The sequence below is a fragment of the Wenzhouxiangella sp. AB-CW3 genome, assembly GCF_014725735.1.
In the GTDB taxonomy this organism is placed as follows: Bacteria; Pseudomonadota; Gammaproteobacteria; order Xanthomonadales; family Wenzhouxiangellaceae; genus Wenzhouxiangella.
In genome coordinates this window covers 3446684-3466438 of sequence record NZ_CP061368.1, presented here as the reverse complement: position 1 = coordinate 3466438, position 19755 = coordinate 3446684, and the positions used below count along the sequence as shown (strand labels likewise).

Genomic DNA, 19755 nt, shown 5'->3' with positions numbered 1-19755 from the left:
GGTGGTGCAAGTGGAGAGGATCTGCCGGTGCGGCACTCAGTGCCGCAAGTCGCCTTCCTCATCGAACATCATTTCTTCCATCCAGGCGTAATTGGCTTCCTGCCCGGGCTGGTTGAACAGCACCATGAGTACCACCCACTTGACGTCCTCCATGCCGATATCCTCGGTTTCAAGTGCCGTCAGGCGGTCAATCACCATTTCGCGCCGCGCCGGGTCCAGCACACCAATATTCTCCAGGTACATGATGAACCCACGGGCATGCACATCGAGACGATGGCATTCCTCGCTGGTGAACATGCGAATCGCATTCGGCCCGTCACCACCCAGTTCGGGCAGTTCGCGCTGTTCGGCCAGGCCGTCAAGCCAGGCAAAGGCATGCTCGATTTCGCCCGACGAAAAGCCGGCATCTTCAAGACTTTCGCTCAATGATTCTCGATCCGGTTCCTGCTCCGGTTCGTCGTAGATGTAATTCTCGAAAAGATACATGAGCAGATCGAGCACGTTTTCCTTCATCAACTGCTTACCTTCAGGCGTTGCGACTGTAGCGGCCGCCGGCATGGGCGCATATGCGCCCATCGAGTTCCAGCATCAGCAACATGGAGGATACCGCGGCAGGTGTCAAGTTCGAGCGCTGGATTATCTCGTCGACGGGTGTGGGCTCGAAGCCAATGGCTTCGAGCAGGCGCTGGTACTCCGGATCCTCTCCAATATGCGGCGCCTGGACGCATTCCTCAAGGGGGGCAGCCGTCATGCCGCCCGCCGCCGGTGCCAGCAGGTGCTCGATGTCCTCGGCCAGCTGGCGCGCCAGTGGCGCCAGTTCATCGACGATTTCCTCGGCGCTTTCGACCAGTTTGGCGCCATCGCGAATCAGCCGGTGGCAGCCGCGCGCCAGCGGATTGTGCACCGAGCCGGGGATAGCGAACACATCCCGACCCTGTTCGCTGGCCAGGCGGGCGGTAATCAGCGAGCCCGATTTCAGCCCGGCCTCGACGACCAGGGTGCCCAGGCTCATGCCGCTGATGATACGGTTCCGCGCCGGGAAGTTCCCGGGCAATGGGCCGATGCCGGGGGGGAACTGGCTGATCACCACACCGCTGTCGACAATGCGGTGGGCCAGCTCGCGGTGACGCGCCGGATAGACCTGGTCCAGGCCGGTTCCGGCCACGGCTATGGTCTTGCCGCCGGCATCCAGGCAGCCGGCATGAGCGTGGCCATCGATGCCGGCAGCCAGTCCGCTGGTGATGACGAAGCCACTGCGGCTCAATGTGCCGGAAAACGACCGGGCGTGATCGCGCCCGCCGGGAGAAGCGTTGCGGCTGCCGACAATGGCGATCTGGGGGTGCACCAGACAGTGGGGATCGCCCAGCGCAAACAATGCTGCCGGGGCATCCGCGGTGCGCTTGAGCAGCGGCGGAAACAGCGGATCATCGCGGGTAACGAGATGATGATGCTCGTGGTCCAGCCAGGCACGGCACCTGGCCAGTTGATCGGGGTCAGGCTGGCGCAGGCGGCGAATCAGCGCCTGTTCCAGGCCGATGTCGGACAGTTGCCGATCGCTGGCCTCGGCCCAGCCGGCCAGCGACCCGAGCGCCGACTCGAGTGCGGCCAGGCGCCTGGGCCCCAGTCCACGGGTCAGAACCAGGCCCAGCCAGGCCTCGGCATGCGGCACGGTCGGCATCTTGAAACACTCCCCGGCCCGCCGGCCGTCAGGGCTGGCGGTCGGGGTGATACAGCCTGTCGTCGACGCGAATGGCGTCGGTGCCGTCGAGCACGATTGCGTAACTGATGTTCTCGAAGGGCCTGAAAACCATCAGTTGCCCGGCAAATTCCTCCGGCAGGGTGACATACCGGCGCTCGGAGTTCTGCCGAGCCGCCCGGCTGAGCAGAGGATAGCGCAGCTCGTCGCGGATGGTCTCTCCGGGACGGAATGCCGAGAAGGTATGCCCCGGCTCGATGCCGTCGGCCGCGCCCAGGTTGATGGCAACGATCTGGTAGTGACCCACGCCGTAATAGGCCTCGGTAATGGCCAGCACACGCGCACGCTCGGGAATCACGTCCATGGCACGCGGGTGGAAGTTGGTGTCGAAAACATGCTCGTCGACCGGCAGCACGAGGTCACCTTCCATCACCTCGCGGCGCCCGGAGAGCAGTTCAAGCGTGGCCGGGTCACCTGTTTGAACGACCTCGCCACGGGCTGCCTCCCACATTTCGTAGCCGATGACCGGGTAGTTGAAGCGCTCGAGCCGTCCGAAGGTCGATTGCCAGACCCGACCGGCCGGGCGCACGTTGCTGGGTACCTGGCCCGGCCCATGGCGAATCTCGTTGCGTCGCAGCCGGATATCGTCATCGTCGGGGTCGCGTCGATCCTCGAACTGGAAGGTCACGCGTGCAACCACCACCTGGTCACCCACCTGGGCATCTTCCAGGCCGCGCACGTAGGTGCGGTCTCCCGGGCCGGTCATCACGCGCCGATCCTGGTTGGCGATGACGTAGGGCAGGTCGTCGAACTCGTCGGCGGGGATGATGCGCGGATGCCGCAGGAACGGCTCAATGGCATCGTAGGGAATGGTCGAAATCGGCCCGACCAACTGTTCCCGACGCACCTCCGGCGAAAGCCGGCGCACCGAGTCATCCACCATCAGACGCGGCTCACCGCCGATGAATACCAGCGAAATGACATCGCCTGGGAAGATCAGGTGCGGGTTCTCGATATCGGGATTGGCATGCCAGATGGCCGGCCATTGCCAGGGCCGCTCCAGAAAGCGGCTGGCGATATCCCAAAGCGTGTCCCCCTCCTGGACCACGTATTCGCGCGGATGATCCTCACGCAACTCAATGTCCTCAGCCTGTACACTGAACGCCAGCAACAGGACTGCGGTCAATACCAATACACGTTTCACGGAGCGACTCCCTCCAAGCAGGGCCCTCGGGCTTGATTTTTCGCAGACTATCATAAACATTATCATTGCAAAACGCACGTTTAAGCGATTTTCCTCATCTCATGTCAAAACTCAACATCCTGGAATTCCCCGATCCGCGCCTTCGCCGGGTGGCACAACCGGTCGATCAGGTGACCGAACGGGAGCAGCAACTGGCCGCCGACATGCTCGAAACCATGTATGCCGCGCGCGGCATTGGGCTGGCGGCCACCCAGGTCAACGAAGGCGTCCGCTTGCTGGTGCTGGACCTGAGTGAGGAGCGTGACGACCCGAAGGTCTTCATCAACCCCGAGATTATCGAGCGCGAGGGCAGCCAGGTCTGCGAGGAAGGCTGTCTTTCGGTACCCGGCATCTATGCCGAGGTCAAGCGGGCCGAGCGCATCCGTGTGCGGGCGCTGGATACCGACGGCGAAAGCTTCGAGCTGGAAGCCGATGGTCTGCTGGCCGTCTGCATTCAGCACGAGATCGATCATCTCGACGGCAAGGTGTTCGTCGATTACCTCTCGCCACTCAAGCGGCGCATGGTCGAGAAGAAGCTGCGCAAGCAGCAGCGCGAAAAGGCGACTGCCTGACCGTGCGGGTGGTGTTTGCCGGCACGCCGGACTTTGCGGTGCCGGCCCTCAAGGCGCTGATCGACCATGCGAAATGGTATCCGGCGGCCGTCTTCACCCAGCCCGACCGACCGGCCGGGCGCGGTCGAAAGCTGAAGTTCGGCCCGGTCAAGCAGGTCGCGGTCGATGCCGGCATCGACGTGTTTCAGCCGCATTCACTCCGGACGCCCGAGGCGCGTGCCCCGCTGGCCGACATCCAGCCCGACCTGCTGGTGACCGCCGCCTACGGCCTGCTTCTGCCGCCCGCCGTGCTTGAACTGCCCGCGCACGGCTGCTGGAACCTGCATGCCTCGCTGCTGCCGCGCTGGAGAGGGGCCAGTCCGATCAATCAGGCCGTGATCGCCGGCGACAGGCAGACCGGAATTTCCCTGATGCAGATGGATCAGGGGCTGGATACCGGTCCGGTCATCATGCAGGCCGCCACCGAAATCGGCGCCGAAGAAACGGCCGGCCAGTTGCATGACCGTCTGGCTCCCCTGGCCGCCGAACTGCTGGTCGAGGCACTTGAGCAACTGGAGACCGACCGTTTGCCCGAGCCCGTGCCACAGGACAATGCCCAGGCCACGCACGCACCGCTGATCCGCAAGTCCGATGCCAGGCTGGACTGGCATCGTCCGGCCGATCAACTGGCTCGGATGGTGCGCGGCTACCACCCTTGGCCGGTCACGTTTGCCGAACTCCAGGGTATCGAGTTCCGTATCCATCGGGCCCGTGCGCTACCGGGAGAAGGCGGTCAGCCCGGGCAGCTGGTGCGCGGCAACGATATCGATGGTATCGCCGTGGCCTGTGGCGAGGGCGTGCTGGAAATCCTCGAACTGCAGGCGCCCGGACGCAAGCGGGTCACGGCAAGAGACTGGCTCAACGCACATCCGGACTGGCGGGGATGATCCGGTGAGGTGTGAGGCGTGAGGCGAAACGGGTCTGCCGGGGCGCGGCCGCGCTGGCTGGCGGCGCAGGCATGCCGGGCAGTGCTGGATCGCGGGCAGGCGCTGGACGAGGTGCTGGCCTCCTTGCTCGATAAGGTGGAAAACGCGCGCGACCGGGCATTGGTACGGCGACTGGCCAACGGTGTGATGCGCAACTGGCCGGCGCTGGATTTCATTGTTCGAGAATTGCTGGAACGCCCGATGAGATCTGGCGACCGGGTGATCTTCTTCCTTCTGACCGTTGCCGTGCACGAATTGCGCGACGCGCGCGAACCCGACCATGCCGTGGTGCATGCCGCGGTGGCCGCGGCGGGCGATTTCCGGGGCGGTCGCCTGCGGGGGCTCGTGAATGCGGTGCTGCGCAACTTCCAGCGCCGGCGCGAAGCGCTGCAAAAGCAGGTCGCCAGGGATCCCGTGCGGGATCTCGGCTATCCGCGCTGGCTGATCGATCATATCGATCAGGATTGGCCGGGCGAGCGTGAAGGCATACTGGCCGCGGGCAATGCCGTACCGCCTCTGTGGCTCCGGGTCAATCGCCGCTGCTGGACGCCCCAGCAGGCGCTCGAGGCGCTGGAGGCGGCTGGTATCCAGGCCATGGCAATGCCCGACTTTCCCGACGCCCTCGTCCTGCGCGAGCGGGTCCGAGTCAGCGATTTGCCCGGCCTGGCCGAAGGCCGACTGTCCGTGCAGGATGGTGCGGCGCAACTGGTTGTCGATGAAATGGCCCTGGAAGACGGCTTGCGCGTTCTTGATGCCTGTGCCGCACCCGGTGGCAAGAGCGCGCATATCCTCGAACGCGCCGATGTCGACCTGACCGCCTTGGATGTGTCTGCCGACCGGCTGATTCGCGTGGAGAAGACTCTCAAACGCCTCGGGCTGGATGCAAGGCTGCAGTGCGGCGACGCCTGCCGCCCGCGCGACTGGTGGGACGACCGGCGTTTCGATCGCATTCTCGTCGATGCCCCCTGTTCGGCAACCGGCGTGATCCGTCGTCACCCCGATATCCGTTGGCTGCGTCGGGCATCCGATGTCGATGCGCTCATCCAGACCCAGCGCGCCATGCTGAATGCGCTGTGGCCGCTGCTGGCCCCGGGCGGTATCCTTGTCTACGCCACCTGCTCGGTGCTGGTGGCAGAAAATGCCGGCCAGTTCCAATCCTTTCTGGAGCGACATGCAGATGCGTGCCTCATTGAACACAGCGAGCTTCCGGGCCGACCGGGCGATCCGGGGCGCCAGTTGCTGCCGGGCGATCAGGATTGCGATGGTTTTTTCTGTGCTGCTGCTCGTCGGCTGCAGCCAGAATGACGACCATGACTGGCATATCGAGCTGATCGAGCCCGCTCTTGAGCGCGACGAAGACGGTTATGACATCGTTTCCGGCATCCGCTTCGAGCCCAGTCCGGCCATGATCGAAGCGCTGGAGCGTGGCGTGACGCTGACCGTGGCGCTGCAGACCCGGGCAACCGGCGGGCCGGTTTTCGTGTCCGGGCTGGATCGGATCAGAAAACACCGGCTGGAGATCAGCTATCTGCCACTGAGTCGGCACTACCAGCTGGTCTATCTGCGCGACGACAGTCACAGCAGTTTCCCCCGCTTGTCGATGCTGCTCAACGCGCTCGAGGCCCGCGAGCCGTGGTCGGTCAAGCTTGAAGGCGATGAGCTCGACCGTGGCCCGTGGCGGGTGCAGGCGCGCGCCGAGCTGGATCGTTCGCGGCTGCCCTCGCCGATGCGGCTGCCGGCCTGGCTGGATCCGCAGTGGCGGGTGCGCAGCGACTGGCAGGAGTGGTCGACCGAGAGAGTCGAAGTCGATGCCCAGTAAGCGCACCTGGAAGCGTTTGCTGCGCGCCGTCCCGCTGGCCGCCGTACTGGTGCTGCTGCTCAGTTCGCTCTACCTGGTGTCTTCGGTCGAGCAGGAAGCCACCCAGCTCGGGCGCCTGGCAATGTGGATCATTGTGCTCACGGGTGTGTCGGTGCTGATTCTGCTGGCCGTGATCGTCGGCCGGCTGGTCAAACTGGTGCAGCGGCTGCGCGCCGGCGAGGCCGGGGCTCGGCTGACCGCGCGGCTGGTGGCCGTCTTTGTCGTCCTGACCCTGCCGCCGGTCGTGATTCTCTACCTTTTTGCCATGCAGTTCATTACCGACACCATCGATGGCTGGATGGATGTCGAGGCCGAGCGCGCGCTGGCCGACTCGATCGAATTGGGCCAGATGTTCATGGATATCCGCACCCGCGAGGTGCGCGGTCAGATCAATCGTCTCGCCGACGAGATCGACCTGACCGACGAGGACCGGCTGTTTGGCCAGCTCCTGCGCCAGGTCAGCTCGGCCGGGCCCACGGAACTGGCCGTACTGGACACCAGCGGCCGCACCGAAGTCATGGTCAGCATCGATGCCGGCAGGCTGGTGGCCGACCGGCCCAACGACTTTGCGCTGGTGCAGGCGTTGCAGAACCAGGAGTATGCCGCCGCCGAACCGACCGAAGACGGCATTCAGATCCGTGTATTGCGGCGCCTGGTTGCCCCGATGCTGGGTGGAGAAACCCTGCTGCTGCAGGCCCTCTATCCGCTGCCGGCGGGCTTTAGCGACCTGGCCGGAAACATCGAGGAGGCGTATTTTCGTTACCAGAACGTCAGCTTCCTGAGAAGCCGGCTACAGCAGAGCCTGATTCTCATTCTGTCGCTGGTGCTGCTGTTGACCCTACTGCTGGCCATGCTGCTGGCATTCAACGCGGCGCGGCGCCTGACCCAGCCGATCCGGGAACTGGCCGAGGCCACCGAGGAAATTGCGGCCGGCCGCTTTCCCGGTGATCTGGCGGTCAAGACCCGTGACGAACTCGGCTTTCTGGTCGGGTCGTTCAACACCATGAAGCGCGAGCTGGCCACCAGCCGGGCCGAGCTCGAAGCGCAGCGGCGTTATCTGGAGATCGTGCTCGGGCGCCTTTCCGCCGGGGTGCTGGCCATCGACCCCGCCGGCCGCGTCAGCGCTTTCAACGACTCGGCGGTCAGTATTCTTGGCCTTGATGCCGATCGGGTCCGCGGCCAGGCGGTAGAGGCAGTGCGCACATCGCGGCCGGACCTGGAACCGCTGTTTGCCGTGATTGCCGAGCGCCATGCCGCCCCGGGCAGTGAATGGCGGCGCGAGATCAAGCTGGGAACACCGGACCGCCCACTGGTGCTGGTCTGCCGCGGTTCGGAACTGCCGGCCGAAACCGGTGGGCACGTGGTGGTCTTCGACGACGTGACGGTGCTGGACCAGGCCCAGCGCGATGCGGCCTGGGGCGAGGTGGCCCGCCGCCTGGCCCACGAGGTCAAGAATCCACTCACCCCCATTCAGCTGGCCGCCGAGCGGCTGGCCTACAAGCTCGAACCGGGGCTGCCCGACGAGCAGCGTCAGCTGCTGACCAAGGCCACCGGCACCATTCGGGCGCAGGTCGATGCGCTCAAGCGCCTGGTCGACAGCTTCGGTGACTATGCCCGTCCCAGTGGACTGAATCTCGAAGCCGTCAATCCAGTGGCCCTGGTCAATGAAGTGGTCGATCTGTATACCAGCGGCGACATGCCGGTCAGTTTCCAGGTCCGGGCCGATGAGGACGTGGGCCGCATTCAGGCCGATGCGGGAAGGCTCCGGCAGGTCCTGCTCAATCTGGTCCGCAATGCCCAGGAAGCGCATCCGCAGGATCAGCCCACCATTCGGATCACGATCCGCGCACAGCACCGTGACGAGCATGATGGTGTGACGATCTGCCTGCATGACGATGGGCCCGGTTTTGCCGACGAGGTGCTCCAGCGGATTTTCGAGCCCTATGTCACCACCAAGCCGCGTGGGTCGGGGCTGGGGCTGGCCATTGTCCGGCGCACCATCGAGGAGCATGGTGGCCAGATCGAGGTCGCCAATCCGGAAGCCGGCGGTGCCGAGGTGCGTCTGTGGTTGCCCCGTGGCGGAGTACACTAAGCAATGACATGGCACATCGGCTGCCAGACGTGAAACAATAGCGACCATGTCCGCTGCCCGCATACTAATCGTTGATGATGAGCCCGATATCCGCGAGCTCATCAGTGACATCCTCGGTGACGAAGGTCACGAGGTGCTGACCGCTGCTGATGCCGCCGCTGCCCGGGAGATGCGTTCCCAGCATGCGCCTGATTTGGTGTTGCTGGATGTGTGGATGCCCGATACCGATGGCATCAGCCTGTTGCGGGAATGGCGCGATGCCGGCACCCTGGAATGCCCCGTGGTGATGATCTCGGGTCACGGCTCGGTCGAGACGGCGGTCGAGGCGACCCGCCTGGGCGCCTACGACTTCATCGAAAAGCCGGTGTCCATGGCCCGGCTGATGGTAACGATAGAGAATGCGCTGGAAAGCGGTCGACTCAAGCGCGAGAATGCCGACCTGAAGCGCCAGCGCCCACCGGTGCTTGAGCCGTTGGGGCGCTCGCCGGCCGTGCAGCAGCTGCGCCAGCGCCTGGAGCGTGTGGCCGCGCATGAGGCGCCGGTGCTCATCACTGGCGAGCCGGGTGTGGGCAAGCAGGAAGCGGCGCGCTGGATTCATGCCCACTCGCGCCGGGTGGATGGTCCGTTCGTCAATGCCGTCACCCGCATCGACGGCGACTCCTGGGAGACGCTGCTGGTCGGAGAGCGCGGCCTGCTGGCCGAGGCCCAGAGCGGTGTGCTGTTTATCGATGATGTGGCCCGGCTCGACCGTGCCGGCCAGACTGCCTTGCTCAAGGTGCTCGAAAGTGGTCGCCTCGATCCGGATCGGCCCGACAGCGACCCGCTGGATGTTCGCATCCTCGTCGGCACCAGCCATCCGCTCGAAAAACTGGTTCGCGACGGTCGCTTCGACGAGGCGCTGTTCTACCAGCTCAATGTGCTGCCGCTGGATATTCCGCCACTCCGTGAACGCCAGGAAGACGTGCCGGACCTGGTGCGCTTCTATGCCGAATATTTTCCCGGCCGCGACGGCACGCCCTATCGCCATATCCCGGTTGCCGCCCAGAATCGGTTGCGTCAGTACCACTGGCCGGGCAATCTCAGAGAGCTCAGAAACCTTGTTCAGCGCCTGCTGGTGCTGGGCGGGGCCGAAGAGGTCAGCGTGGCCGAAGTCGAGGAAGCGCTGGCCCAGTCCGATACCGGCGAGACGGTCGGCAATCAGAAGATGCCCGCGCTGTTTAACCTGCCGCTCAGGGATGCGCGCGAGGAGTTCGAGCGCCAGTATCTGACCTTCAAGCTGCAGTCCGTGGAAGGCAGCGTGGGCCGACTGGCCGAAGTCGTGGAGATGGAGCGCACCCATCTCTATCGCAAGCTCAAGCAGCTCGGCATCGATCCCAAGCAGGTCTGAAACCTCCAGCTTCAAGGGGCAGCGACATGCAGATCATCATTCTCGGGGCAGGTCAGGTCGGAACCGGCATGGCGCGCAGCCTGAGTCAGGAAGACTTCGATATCACCATCGTTGATACCGATGCTGCGCGGCTGCGCGAGCTGCAGGAAAAGCTGGATATCCGCACCGTGCTCGGGCACGCGGCCCATCCGCAGACCCTCATCCGGGCCGGCATACAGGATGCCGAACTGCTGATTGCCTTGACCAACTCCGACGAGACCAACATGGTGGCCTGCCAGGTGGCCTACTCGCTGTTCAGCACACCAACCAAGGTGGCCCGTGTGCGGGCAGCCGACTACCTGGCCCACCCCGAGCTGTTCAATCGCGAACACGCGCCCATCGATGTGCTGATCAGTCCCGAGGGCCTGGTCACCGATCATATCCAGCGCCTGATCGAGTATCCGGGCGCACTACAGGTGCTCGACTTTGCCGACGGACGGGCCCAGCTGGTCGGCACCCGCGCATTTCACGACGGGCCGCTGGTCGGTCATGAGCTCAGGGCGTTGCGCGAGAAACTCCCCGATTCCGTCGATGCTCGGGTTGCAGCCATCTTCAGGGGAGACGAGCCCATTATTCCCAAGGGCGACACCGTCATCGAAGTCGACGACATCGTTTTCTTCCTGGCCGCGCACGACGACATACCGGTGGTCATGCGCGAGCTTCGACGCATGGGAGGCCCGGCCAACCGCATCATGCTCGCCGGTGGCGGCAACATCGGTGCGGCGCTGGCGCGGCGGCTGGAACGAACCCACCACGTCAAGCTGGTCGAGCGCGATGCCAACCGTGCCGAGCTGATCGCCGAGGAGGTGGATACCACCATCGTTCTGGTCGGTGACTGTGCCGATGAAGACCTGCTGCACGAGGAGGGTATCGATGAGATCGATGTCTTCTGCGCACTGACCAATGATGACGAAGCCAATATCCTCTCGTCCATGCTGGCCAAGCGCATGGGGGCCGACAAGGTGATTACGCTGATCAATCGTCCGGCCTATGTCGACCTGGTCGAATCCGACCGCATCGACGTGGCCGTCAGCCCGCAGCAGGTCACCATTGGTGCCTTGCTGACCCATATCCGCCGCGGTCACATGGTGCGGGTTCACTCACTCAGGCACGGCGCTGCCGAGGCCATTGAAGCAGTCGCGCACGGGCGCCCGGGGCAATCGAAGGTGGTGGGCAAGCGCATCGAGGAAATCGAACTGCCACCCGATACCTCGATCGGTGGAATCATTCGCGGAGAGGACGTGATCATTGCCCACCATGATGTGCTGATCGAGCCCGATGATCACGTCATCCTGTTTGTTGCCGACCAGCGCCAGATCCGCCGGGTCGAGAAACTGTTCGCCGTCGACGCCATGTTCGTGTGATGAACGCCTACGCCCCGGTTCAGCGAATCGTTGCCGTCTTGCTTGGGTTTCTGAGCCTGGGCTTCGTGCCATCGCTGATTTTCGCCATGGTCAACGACGATGGAGCGGCTTGGGCGTTCGTGACCAGCCTGGTGGTCGTTGTCGTTGTGGCGGCGCTCCTTTATTGGCCGGTGCGCCGCGCCAACCGCGACCTGCGCGTGCGCGACGGATTCCTGGTGGTGGTGGCGTGCTGGGGCGCGGTCTGCCTGGCCGGTTCCCTGCCATTCATCCTTGCCCTGGATGCCAGCCTGGCCGAAGCCGTTTTCGAGTCCACCTCCGGTATCACGACGACCGGTGCAACCGTATTTTCCGGTATCGACCACATGCCGATCTCGATTCGCTGGTACCGCCAGCAACTGCAATGGATGGGAGGTCTGGGTATCATCGTGCTGGCCGTGGCCATCCTGCCCATGCTGCGCATCGGTGGCATGCAGGTCTACAAGGCCGAGGTCACAGGCCCGGTCAAGGAAAGCCGGCTGACACCGCGCATTGCTGAAACCGCCAAAGCGCTGTGGCTGATCTATATCGGGCTGACCGCGATTTGTGCAGCGGCTTACTGGGCTGCCGGAATGAGCCTGTTCGATGCTGTCACCCACAGTTTCTCGACCATCGCCACGGCCGGCTTTTCAACCTATGACGACTCCATCGGCCACTTCGACAGCGCGCTGATCGACTGGCTGGTGGTATTTTTCATCTTCGTTGCCAGTCTAAATTTCGCCTTGCACTTTCTGGCACTGCGGCGAGCCACCGCCCAGGTCTATCTTCGCGACCCGGAACTGAAGCTGTTTGCCATCCTGCTGTTGGTGGTTTCGGCCATCGCCACCGTGCTGTTGTGGCAGCAGCATGTGTTTGGCAGCTTCTGGGAGTCGCTTCGCTATGCCGTTTTTCACGCCGTTTCCTACACCACCACGACCGGATTCGCCACCGACGCGGTCTATCTCTGGCCCGGCATGCTGCCGCTGCTCCTGTTGCTGGTCAGCGCCTTCGGCGGCTGTGCCGGCGCCACCACCGGTGGCTTCAAGATCGTGCGCGTCTACCTGTTGACCAAGCAGGGCATTCGTGAACTGCAACGCCTGATTCACCCACGCGCCGTGGTGCCCCTCAAGCTCGGTGGCCGCACGCTCGATCAGGAAGTGGCCAACGCGGTGTGGGGCTTTGTCTCCCTCTACATCGTCTGCGTCGTGGCGCTCACCCTGATCGTTGCCGGCATCGAGCACGACCTGGTCACCGCCGTATCCGTCGTGTTCTCCGCCATGAACAATCTCGGCCCCGCCCTGGGCGAAGCGGGTGCCAACTGGGGCAGCCTCAACGACACGACCAAGTGGCTCATGAGCTTCGCCATGCTGCTAGGCAGACTGGAAATCTTCACCATCCTGGTGCTGCTGACCCCGGCGTATTGGAAGCACTAACGGAAGTGGGAAGTGGGAAGTGTGAAGTGTGAAGGGGTGGGTATCGCCGGGTGTTTGAGGGAGCGTGATGCGTGTTGCCTTGCGGGGTGGGTTGGGGGATGGGTGTTAGGTGTTAAGTGTTAGGTGTTAGGCGGTCCCCCTAAATGCACCCCCTCGCTTCTTAACACTCCCAACCCAACCCTTGGCCCCTCAACCTCCCCACTCTCCACTGCCAACCGCAAGCCCCCTCACTTCACACTTCACACTTCACACTTCACACTTCAAAATACCCCCATGAACCCCGAAGCTATCGAAAAACTCATCAATCAGGGCCGAGACGGCTACGAGGCCAGGTTGGCGGCTGGCCAGGCGCGGTTGAAGAATGGGGATATTGAAAAGGCCATCGAGCATTTGGAAAAGGCGACTGGCTTCAAGCCCGATCAGACCATGGCCTGGCAGGAGCTGGGGCGGGCCCGTAACGAGTGCGGTGATGCCGGCGGCGCGCGCGAGGCCTGGCAGCGTGGGCTGGGCGCGGCTCGGGAAAACGGCGACAAGCAGGCAGAGAAGGTCATGGTTGTCTGGCTGCGGCGACTTGACAAGGCTTGATGTCCTTGAGTTGGCGTAATTTGCCGCTGTTTCAGGTTTAATTCGCCATCCGCAAGTATGCCGTGGCTGGAAGTCTGATCAAATGCTATTGTGATCAATGGGTTGCGGGGTGATTCGATCTGGCATGGTTTCTGCTTGGTTCAGGTGAAAGAGAAATCTTTCATCCGGGAGAACGAACATGAATGACAAGGATTCAACGTCCAACGTGCATGCCTTCGATGCGGGACGTTCGGCCACCCCCTCGGGTATACCCGCCGATCAACTCGAACGCATTATCGCCAGAGCCAGCGTGTTCCAGAACGCCCAGGGCGAGGGCGAGCACCGACAGCTCAGCGAGGCGGAAATCGTCAGCATCGGCGAGGAAGTCGGGCTGGCGCCAGAGCACGTTCGGCGCGCGCTGGCGGAATGGCGGGCCGATTCGCTTGCCCCTCCCGAGCCTGATGATGATCTGCTCGCCACCCGTCTGGTCGGCCCGGCGGCCGTTCGCGTGCGTCGCCTGATCGACGGCAATGCCGCGTCGGTGCACCGGCGTTTCGACCGGCATTTGCGCGACGACGAGTACATGCGACCGGTTCGCCGGCGCGAGTTCGAGTCGCTGTGGGAGTGCAATGACGGGCTGGCCTGCACGATCAGGCGTGGCCTGTCCCAGGTGCTGGACACCGAGGGACGCAGTTACGAATTGTCAGAGCTCAAATCGCTGAGCATCGTGACCGCACCGGCCGGAACGGATCAGACCATGGTCACGCTGACTGCCGATCTGAGCGAACAGCGCTCCGAGGAGCTGGGCGGCTGGGGCTGGTCGTTGCTGGCCATGGCCATCGTGGGCCTGGTCTTTGTTTTTGTCTCGGGTTCGTGGTGGTCCTGGCTGTTGCTGTTCGGCGCCCTCGGTGGTGCGATTGCCGCGCCGTTCGCCATGACTCGCAGCTTTCGCGCCACGCGTCGCCGCACGGCATTACTGCTCGAAGGCCTGCTAGATCAGCTTGAATTCCGGCGCTAGCGCAATCGCCAGGCGGGGTGTTGTTCCGCAAGCCAACGAACTGATCGGGAATTCCAGACTCAAACAGCGCGTGTCCTCATGATGGGTTGATTCTCCGGTGACCGTTTTGCGGGTGTCATTGCTGTTGGTGTTTTCTCTGGCGACGGTCATTCAGGTTCGCGCTGAAACCCGTGATATCGAGGTGCCGCTTCAGATTGATCTGCGCTATCTGCACGAGGTTGTCGTGCAGGCGCTCGATCTCGATGCCGATGGCCGCGGCGAACTGATCGCCGATGCCTGCAATCGCGTCGGGCTGACCGAGCCCGAGCTGGCCGCCGGTCAGACGGCACTGGATCTGTCCCTGGCCGTGAACGTTCACAGCGGCGCCAAGGCCTTCGGCCGCTGCACTGGCCCGCGCCCCATTGAGGCGCGTTTCCACGTTCGTCTGGAGCCCGGAGTCGATGCGACCGGACGGGCGGTAGTATTCGAGCCGGTCGGAGCCGAGATCCGCCGTGCCGATGGCAGTGCCGGGCTGCTCGCCCGCGCCGCCAGTCAGTTGGCCGATCGGCTGATCGTGCCACGCCTGGATGCCATCGAAATCAATGTCTCGGGCCCGCTGGTGGCCATTGATGATCTGGTCATGCACTTCATGCCGGCCACGACAGCTCGACCCTCGCCGCTGGCCGATCGTGCTCATCTGGCCCATGTAGAGGTGGACCGTAACGGTCTGGCTGCCGCCCTGGCACTGACCCTGCATGCCCTGCCCGATGCCGAAGTACACACGGAGGCACCTCTGGATGATGCCGAACTGACCGAGTGGCAGCGTATCGAGGACGAACTCGATGGTTTTCTGACCGCCATCATCGTGCACCTGGCCGACGCCGTCGATATGCGCGATCTGCAACTTGATCTGCTGGGGGTGCTGATCGACAGTCGTCACCGCATTGCCGAGGCGCTAAGGGAAGACAGCGACTCCGATCAGGTCGAGGCCCTGTTCCTGCAGGCCTGGGATGCCTTGCGTCCGTTGTTCCGCCAACTGGATGCGCTCGCTATAAGCGACGATGTGGATCTGCGTCTGGCCGGGTTTCTTGCCGCTGGCGATGCCCTCACCGCAGTGCAGGCCCTGGGGCCGGAATACGGGCTGGAAGTCAGCCGCGATGGTCTGCGTCGTCTGGCCCGACTGCTGCTGGCCGAACAGGCACCGGCCCGTTTCACGCCACTGCCGCTCGAGATTGATCCGCGACTGCAACGCCTGTTGGGTCTCGAGGGCGTGACGCCCCGAACGCCGGCGGCTGCGCGCCGTCATTGGCTGGACTGGTTGATTCCGGCGGCCCATGCAGCCGACGACTCGCCGGCCGAGGCCTTGCGCGGACTGGTGCCCAGACTGGCCTTTCTTGATGATTATCTCGATCTGGTCTCGGATCTGCTCGCAGTGGAAATCGAGTCCCACCTGGGGGCCAACACGCGCCTGGACGATGCGCAACGGCCCCTGTTCGATCCCCTGGTGCGCGCCACGGCCTGGAAAGAGAGTTGCTGGCGTCACTACGTGGGCCGTGTCGACGAACCCGAAGTCATTCGCTCTTCGGTCGGTGCGGTAGGGATGATGCAGATCATGGGACGGGTCTGGCGTGGCGTCTACGACGTGGAGCGGCTGGAGCGCGATGTTCAGTACAACGTGGCCGCCGGAATCGAGATCCTCGAGCACTACCTGGTGGACTACGCGATTCGCCGGGGTGAGCACGAACAGCCCGGGGGAATCGACAACCTGGTCCGGGCCACCTATGCTGCCTACAACGGCGGCCCTTCGCACCTGCCCCGATACCGGCGCGAAGACACCCCCGGTCGCCTGCGCGCCATCGACCGCGAGTTCTGGAACCACTACCAGCAGATGAAGACCGAGCAGTGGCCATACGTGGCCAGCTGCTATGCCGTCGGAGGCTAGGTCCGCCAGACCGATGCCGGCTGCTCAGCGCCGGGGCGGATAGAAGTCGCTCTCGCCAGGGGGACGCACGGAGAAACGTTTGTAACTCCACAGGTACTGTGTTGGGTGCTGGCGAATGATCTGTTCCAGCCATTGATGCATCGGCGCGATTCCCTCGACGGGAGTGGCCGCGGTAATGTCTTTTCCGGCCGGTTCGAAATGAATACTCCAGCCTTGCCCGGTAATGCGTTTGGCATGGGCAAATATGACGGGTGCATCGGTCTTGCGCGCCAGGCGGTTGACCAGTGTCATGGTCGAAGCCGGAATGCCGAACAGCGGGGCGAACACGCCCTCGCCCTGCTTGGGTTGCTGGTCGGCCAGCAGGCCGATGGCCTCACCCCGGCGCAGCGCGGCCAGCATCTTGCGCATGGCGGGCGAGCCACTGGAAATCAGCGTGGCGCCGAAGCGACTGCGCGAGGTCGTGACCGCCGCGTCCAGGTCGGCTCTTTTCGGGGCCTTGTACAGGGCCACGAAGGGCATGCGAGCAGATACGAACAAGGGAAGAATTTCCCAGTTGCCGAAGTGGGCGCCGACCAATAGCACGCCCTTCCCGCCGGCCATGTGCTGCTCGACATGCTCCCAGCCTTCTGCGGAGATCACGTGCCGGAACAGACGTTGCTTCGACCAGTACCAAACTGCGCCCGACTCCAGGGCCAGGCGCATCATCTCGACAAGATGCTGCCGGTGCAGGCGGTGGCGTGCCGATTCATCGAATTCGGGAAAGCAGCGCGCAAGATTGGTGTCGATGACCGCGTGCTTGCGCCACGGCAGGCGCCAGGCCAGCCAGCCCAGCGGCACGGCCAGGGCGTGCAGCAGCTTGAGCGGCATCAGCGCGAGCAGGCGCAGCAGCAGTTGGGCAAGCAGAAGTTGCATGTGGCTGGATTCTCACCGATTACATTGAAGATCTGAGCGCGGTCCACCTTCGCGCCGGGTTGCCGGCGACCGCATCCGCTACAGCATAGCTGTTCCTGATCGTGCATGTTTCCCGGCCATCACCCTGGCTTGATTCATGAAACCGCAGATGAACGCCGCTAAACGCAGAATTGACTATCTTCAGGATTGGGTATCATTCCAGACAGGTTGTCGACAGGGACAGATGCAATGATCGGTTTGATCCAGCGGGTCAGTGGCGCCAGCGTGGACAGCGAAGGCGAACGACTGGGCAGCATTGGCCCCGGCCTGCTGGTGCTGGTCGGGTTTCGCAAGGGCGACCGGTCCGAGCGCATACCGCGTTTCGTCGAGCGCTTGATCAACTACCGCGTTTTCCCCGATGAAGCCGGACGCATGAATCGCAGCCTGCAGGATATCGGCGGTGGATTGCTGCTGGTGCCGCAATTCACGCTGGCTGCCGACACTAATTCCGGCAACCGCCCCAGCTTCACCCCGGCCGCGCCCCCTGAAGAAGGCCGCGCCCTGTTCGATCAGGTCCTGGAACGTGCCGCATCCATCTGGCCCCACACCGCCGCCGGTCGCTTCGGCGCCGACATGCAGGTAAGGCTGGTCAACGACGGGCCGGTGACGTTCTGGATTGAGGTGGAGTGACGGGGGTGCGTGACAGGTGAAGGGCGGCCGAGGCAATAGTTGACAGGCTGCCTGGCTTGGGGGTAGCTTCGCTCTGGGCTGCGTTGCTCGTTGTTCGGGCGGATGCATGGTTGGGTTGGCTGGCTTTGATTCCTTTTCCCGGCCCGGCAGGTGGCACCTGTGCCGGGACCAACTCATCAGGTCTTCGCCGACCGGGCCCGTTGTCTGCGTGACAGGGTGAGAGCCTTGCTGCATCGGGCTGACCGGTCCCAGCACGTCGTGCATTATTGATTTTCTGGCCGGTTTTGGAAAGGAGGATAACCAGTAAGCGTTGTTCGACTGACTTTGATCGTTGTTCTGGGCGCATGGATTGGTACAGGCCATGCCGGATCACCATGGGATGACGCCCTGAGCGTGGATTCAACCGAAGCGCTGGAGGCCTATTGGGAGTTTTCCTCACCCCCTGGCACCGAGTCGCAAATGGCCCTGCTTCAGGCAGGTGGGGAAGACAGCCTGACCGTCGTGGTTGAAATGCTGGTGCAGGAGGATGGCAGTGTGCGGGCACGGCTGGCTGAATCGTCGGGCAACGAGGAATATGACCAGGCGGCGGTTGTAGCGACCGAGGAAAAGCGGTTTGCACCTGCTCCCGGAAACGAGGAGCGTCGACCGGTCATCGCGCCCTTCGCGTGGAATCACGGTCATTGATCCGTGTGGTACGAAACGCGCCGGCGGACGATAAAAAAGCGTAGCCGAATCAGACGGGTGGCTCGCTGATGGATGTACAACGATCTCGTCGCTCTTCCCGAAAACTTGCCCGCTACCTGGTGCCGGCGGTGCTGGTTGTGGTGCTGGCCGGCCTGGCCTTGACGGCCTGGAGTCTGCAATCACGTCCGCCGGCAATCGATGCCGACCGGATCTGGACTGGCGAAGTGCGACATGACGAAATGCTGCGAGAAGTGTCGGCTGCAGGTCGTCTGACAGCCCGGGAAACGCGAGCGGTCACCAATCGCAACGACGGCGTGGTCGAACGCATTGCGGTCTTGCCTGGCGATGGCGTGCAGCCGGGTTCGCTGCTGGTGGAGATGTCCAGTCCCCAGCTTGAGGATGCATTGGCCGAAGCGCGCTGGGAACTGGCCGAGGCCAATGCCGAGCACGTATTGCAAGTTGCCGAAGCAGACAATCGGCGTCTTGATCTCGTGGCCCAGGCGGTTGCGGCCGAGTCGGAGTACACCTCAAAGAAGATGGTGCTCGAAGCCCAGCAGGAGCTGGGCGAGCGGGGGGTGTACTCTGAAATCGAGATCGAACGGACGCGCCTGAGCGTCGAACAGCTTCACCGCAGAATGGAGGCCGAACAGGCCCGCCTGGAGCGCTTCCCCGAAAGCCTGAAGGCGGAACAGCAGGCATCCGAGGCCCGCCTGAATCGCCTGCGGGAAAGGGTAGAGCGGCTCGAGTCCAACGTCGAGGCGTTGAGTATCGTGGCCAGTCATCCGGGCGTGGTGCGCGAAATCAATGTCGAGGAGGGGGAGCAGTTGGTCGCCGGCATCGCCGTGGCGCGCATCGTCAATACCGAAGACCTGGTCGCCCGTGTTCGCGTTTCCGAGCGTGATGCAGCCCTGGTAGCGCCCGGATTGCCAGCCACGCTGGAGATCGGACGGCACGTTCATGCCGGCCAAGTGATGCGTGTTGAGCCAACCGTGCGTGATCGATCGGTCACGGTTGATATCGCTCTGGGCGAGGAGGCCGCGAAAGGGCTGCGCCCGGAGTTGAGCGTTACCGCGCGCATCGAACTGGAGCGGGTCGAGGACACGCTGGTTGTCGAGCGTCCGGTCGGGCTCAGCAGTGAGGCGACCACGCTGACGGTGTTCCGACTCGACCCCTCCGGTGATCGGGCAGAGCGCCGCCAGATCGAACTGGGTCGGATGTCGAGTCGGGAAATCGAGGTGGTCAATGGCCTGGTGGCAGGAGACCGCATCATTCTGGCCGACCTGACCGAATGGGCCGATCAACCGGTCTTGAGGATACGCTGAG

18 protein-coding genes are annotated in these 19755 nt (G+C 63.6%); 14 read left to right on the top strand and 4 right to left on the bottom strand.

The features are described 5' to 3' along the window. Positions 1 to 36: 36 nt before the first annotated feature. Genes IC757_RS14945 through IC757_RS14935 form a run of 3 tightly spaced genes read right to left on the bottom strand, consistent with a single transcriptional unit; the run spans position 37 to position 2900 of the window. On the bottom strand, positions 37 to 513 hold the full coding sequence (locus IC757_RS14945) for a DUF494 family protein (RefSeq protein ID WP_190975082.1): 477 nt from the start codon (positions 511 to 513) through the stop codon (positions 37 to 39). 13 nt (positions 514 to 526) lie between these two features. Beyond that, entirely contained in the window at positions 527 to 1678 is a 1152-nt protein-coding gene (gene dprA, locus IC757_RS14940) for a DNA-processing protein DprA (RefSeq protein ID WP_190975081.1), read from the bottom strand. A 28-nt stretch (positions 1679 to 1706) separates the two neighbouring features. Beyond that, a complete protein-coding gene (locus IC757_RS14935) occupies positions 1707 to 2900 on the bottom strand; it encodes a LysM peptidoglycan-binding domain-containing protein (RefSeq protein ID WP_190975080.1) in 1194 nt (397 codons plus the stop codon). Positions 2901 to 3001: 101 nt separating this feature from the next. On the opposite strand from IC757_RS14935, the gene def reads away from it, so the two are divergent. The 11 genes from def to IC757_RS14880 all read left to right on the top strand — a co-directional run bounded on the left by def (position 3002) and on the right by IC757_RS14880 (position 16167). Beyond that, positions 3002 to 3511, top strand: a complete 510-nt coding sequence (gene def, locus IC757_RS14930; protein ID WP_190975079.1) for a peptide deformylase — start codon at positions 3002 to 3004, stop codon at positions 3509 to 3511. Positions 3512 to 3513: 2 nt separating this feature from the next. Then, positions 3514 to 4437, top strand: a complete 924-nt coding sequence (gene fmt, locus IC757_RS14925; protein WP_190975078.1) for a methionyl-tRNA formyltransferase — start codon at positions 3514 to 3516, stop codon at positions 4435 to 4437. Positions 4438 to 4455: 18 nt separating this feature from the next. Then, positions 4456 to 5781: a 16S rRNA (cytosine(967)-C(5))-methyltransferase RsmB gene (gene rsmB, locus IC757_RS14920; RefSeq protein ID WP_190975077.1), complete on the top strand. Its 1326-nt coding sequence runs from the start codon at positions 4456 to 4458 to the stop codon at positions 5779 to 5781. Beyond that, positions 5738 to 6295 carry a DUF4390 domain-containing protein gene (locus IC757_RS14915; protein ID WP_190975076.1) on the top strand — a complete coding sequence of 186 codons (558 nt, stop codon included), beginning with the start codon at positions 5738 to 5740 and terminating at the stop codon, positions 6293 to 6295. The genes rsmB and IC757_RS14915 overlap by 44 nt, the downstream gene beginning before the upstream one ends. After that, positions 6285 to 8426, top strand: coding sequence for a sensor histidine kinase (locus IC757_RS14910; RefSeq protein WP_190975075.1), 2142 nt, complete (start codon positions 6285 to 6287; stop codon positions 8424 to 8426). The genes IC757_RS14915 and IC757_RS14910 overlap by 11 nt, the downstream gene beginning before the upstream one ends. 46 nt (positions 8427 to 8472) lie before the next feature. After that, on the top strand, positions 8473 to 9813 hold the full coding sequence (locus IC757_RS14905) for a sigma-54-dependent transcriptional regulator (protein ID WP_190975074.1): 1341 nt from the start codon (positions 8473 to 8475) through the stop codon (positions 9811 to 9813). A gap of 26 nt (positions 9814 to 9839) precedes the next feature. Continuing rightward, positions 9840 to 11216 carry a Trk system potassium transporter TrkA gene (trkA, locus tag IC757_RS14900; RefSeq protein WP_190975073.1) on the top strand — a complete coding sequence of 459 codons (1377 nt, stop codon included), beginning with the start codon at positions 9840 to 9842 and terminating at the stop codon, positions 11214 to 11216. Further along, complete coding sequence (locus IC757_RS14895) at positions 11216 to 12664, top strand: TrkH family potassium uptake protein (RefSeq protein WP_190975072.1); 1449 nt, start codon at positions 11216 to 11218, stop codon at positions 12662 to 12664. Before trkA ends, IC757_RS14895 begins: the two co-directional genes overlap by 1 nt. A 273-nt stretch (positions 12665 to 12937) precedes the next feature. Further along, the gene (locus IC757_RS14890) at positions 12938 to 13249 is read left to right on the top strand and encodes a tetratricopeptide repeat protein (protein WP_190975071.1); all 312 of its coding nucleotides are present in this window, start codon (positions 12938 to 12940) and stop codon (positions 13247 to 13249) included. 178 nt (positions 13250 to 13427) lie between these two features. Beyond that, entirely contained in the window at positions 13428 to 14246 is an 819-nt protein-coding gene (locus IC757_RS14885; RefSeq protein ID WP_190975070.1) for a hypothetical protein, read from the top strand. Between the two features lie 97 nt (positions 14247 to 14343). Continuing rightward, positions 14344 to 16167: a lytic transglycosylase domain-containing protein gene (locus tag IC757_RS14880; RefSeq protein WP_223846152.1), complete on the top strand. Its 1824-nt coding sequence runs from the start codon at positions 14344 to 14346 to the stop codon at positions 16165 to 16167. Between the two features lie 24 nt (positions 16168 to 16191). On the opposite strand, the gene IC757_RS14875 is transcribed toward IC757_RS14880, so the two are convergent. Continuing rightward, the gene (locus IC757_RS14875) at positions 16192 to 17079 is read right to left on the bottom strand and encodes a lysophospholipid acyltransferase family protein (protein ID WP_190975069.1); all 888 of its coding nucleotides are present in this window, start codon (positions 17077 to 17079) and stop codon (positions 16192 to 16194) included. Positions 17080 to 17307: 228 nt separating this feature from the next. Between IC757_RS14875 and dtd the strand changes: the two genes are divergently transcribed. From dtd to IC757_RS14860, 3 genes are all read left to right on the top strand, one after another. Then, positions 17308 to 17748 (top strand): D-aminoacyl-tRNA deacylase, encoded by a 441-nt coding sequence (dtd, locus tag IC757_RS14870; RefSeq protein WP_190975068.1) that lies wholly within the window; start codon positions 17308 to 17310, stop codon positions 17746 to 17748. 393 nt (positions 17749 to 18141) lie between these two features. Beyond that, positions 18142 to 18432, top strand: coding sequence for an energy transducer TonB (locus IC757_RS14865; protein ID WP_190975067.1), 291 nt, complete (start codon positions 18142 to 18144; stop codon positions 18430 to 18432). A gap of 68 nt (positions 18433 to 18500) precedes the next feature. Next, positions 18501 to 19754, top strand: coding sequence for an efflux RND transporter periplasmic adaptor subunit (locus tag IC757_RS14860; protein WP_190975066.1), 1254 nt, complete (start codon positions 18501 to 18503; stop codon positions 19752 to 19754). Position 19755: the final 1 nt, after the last annotated feature.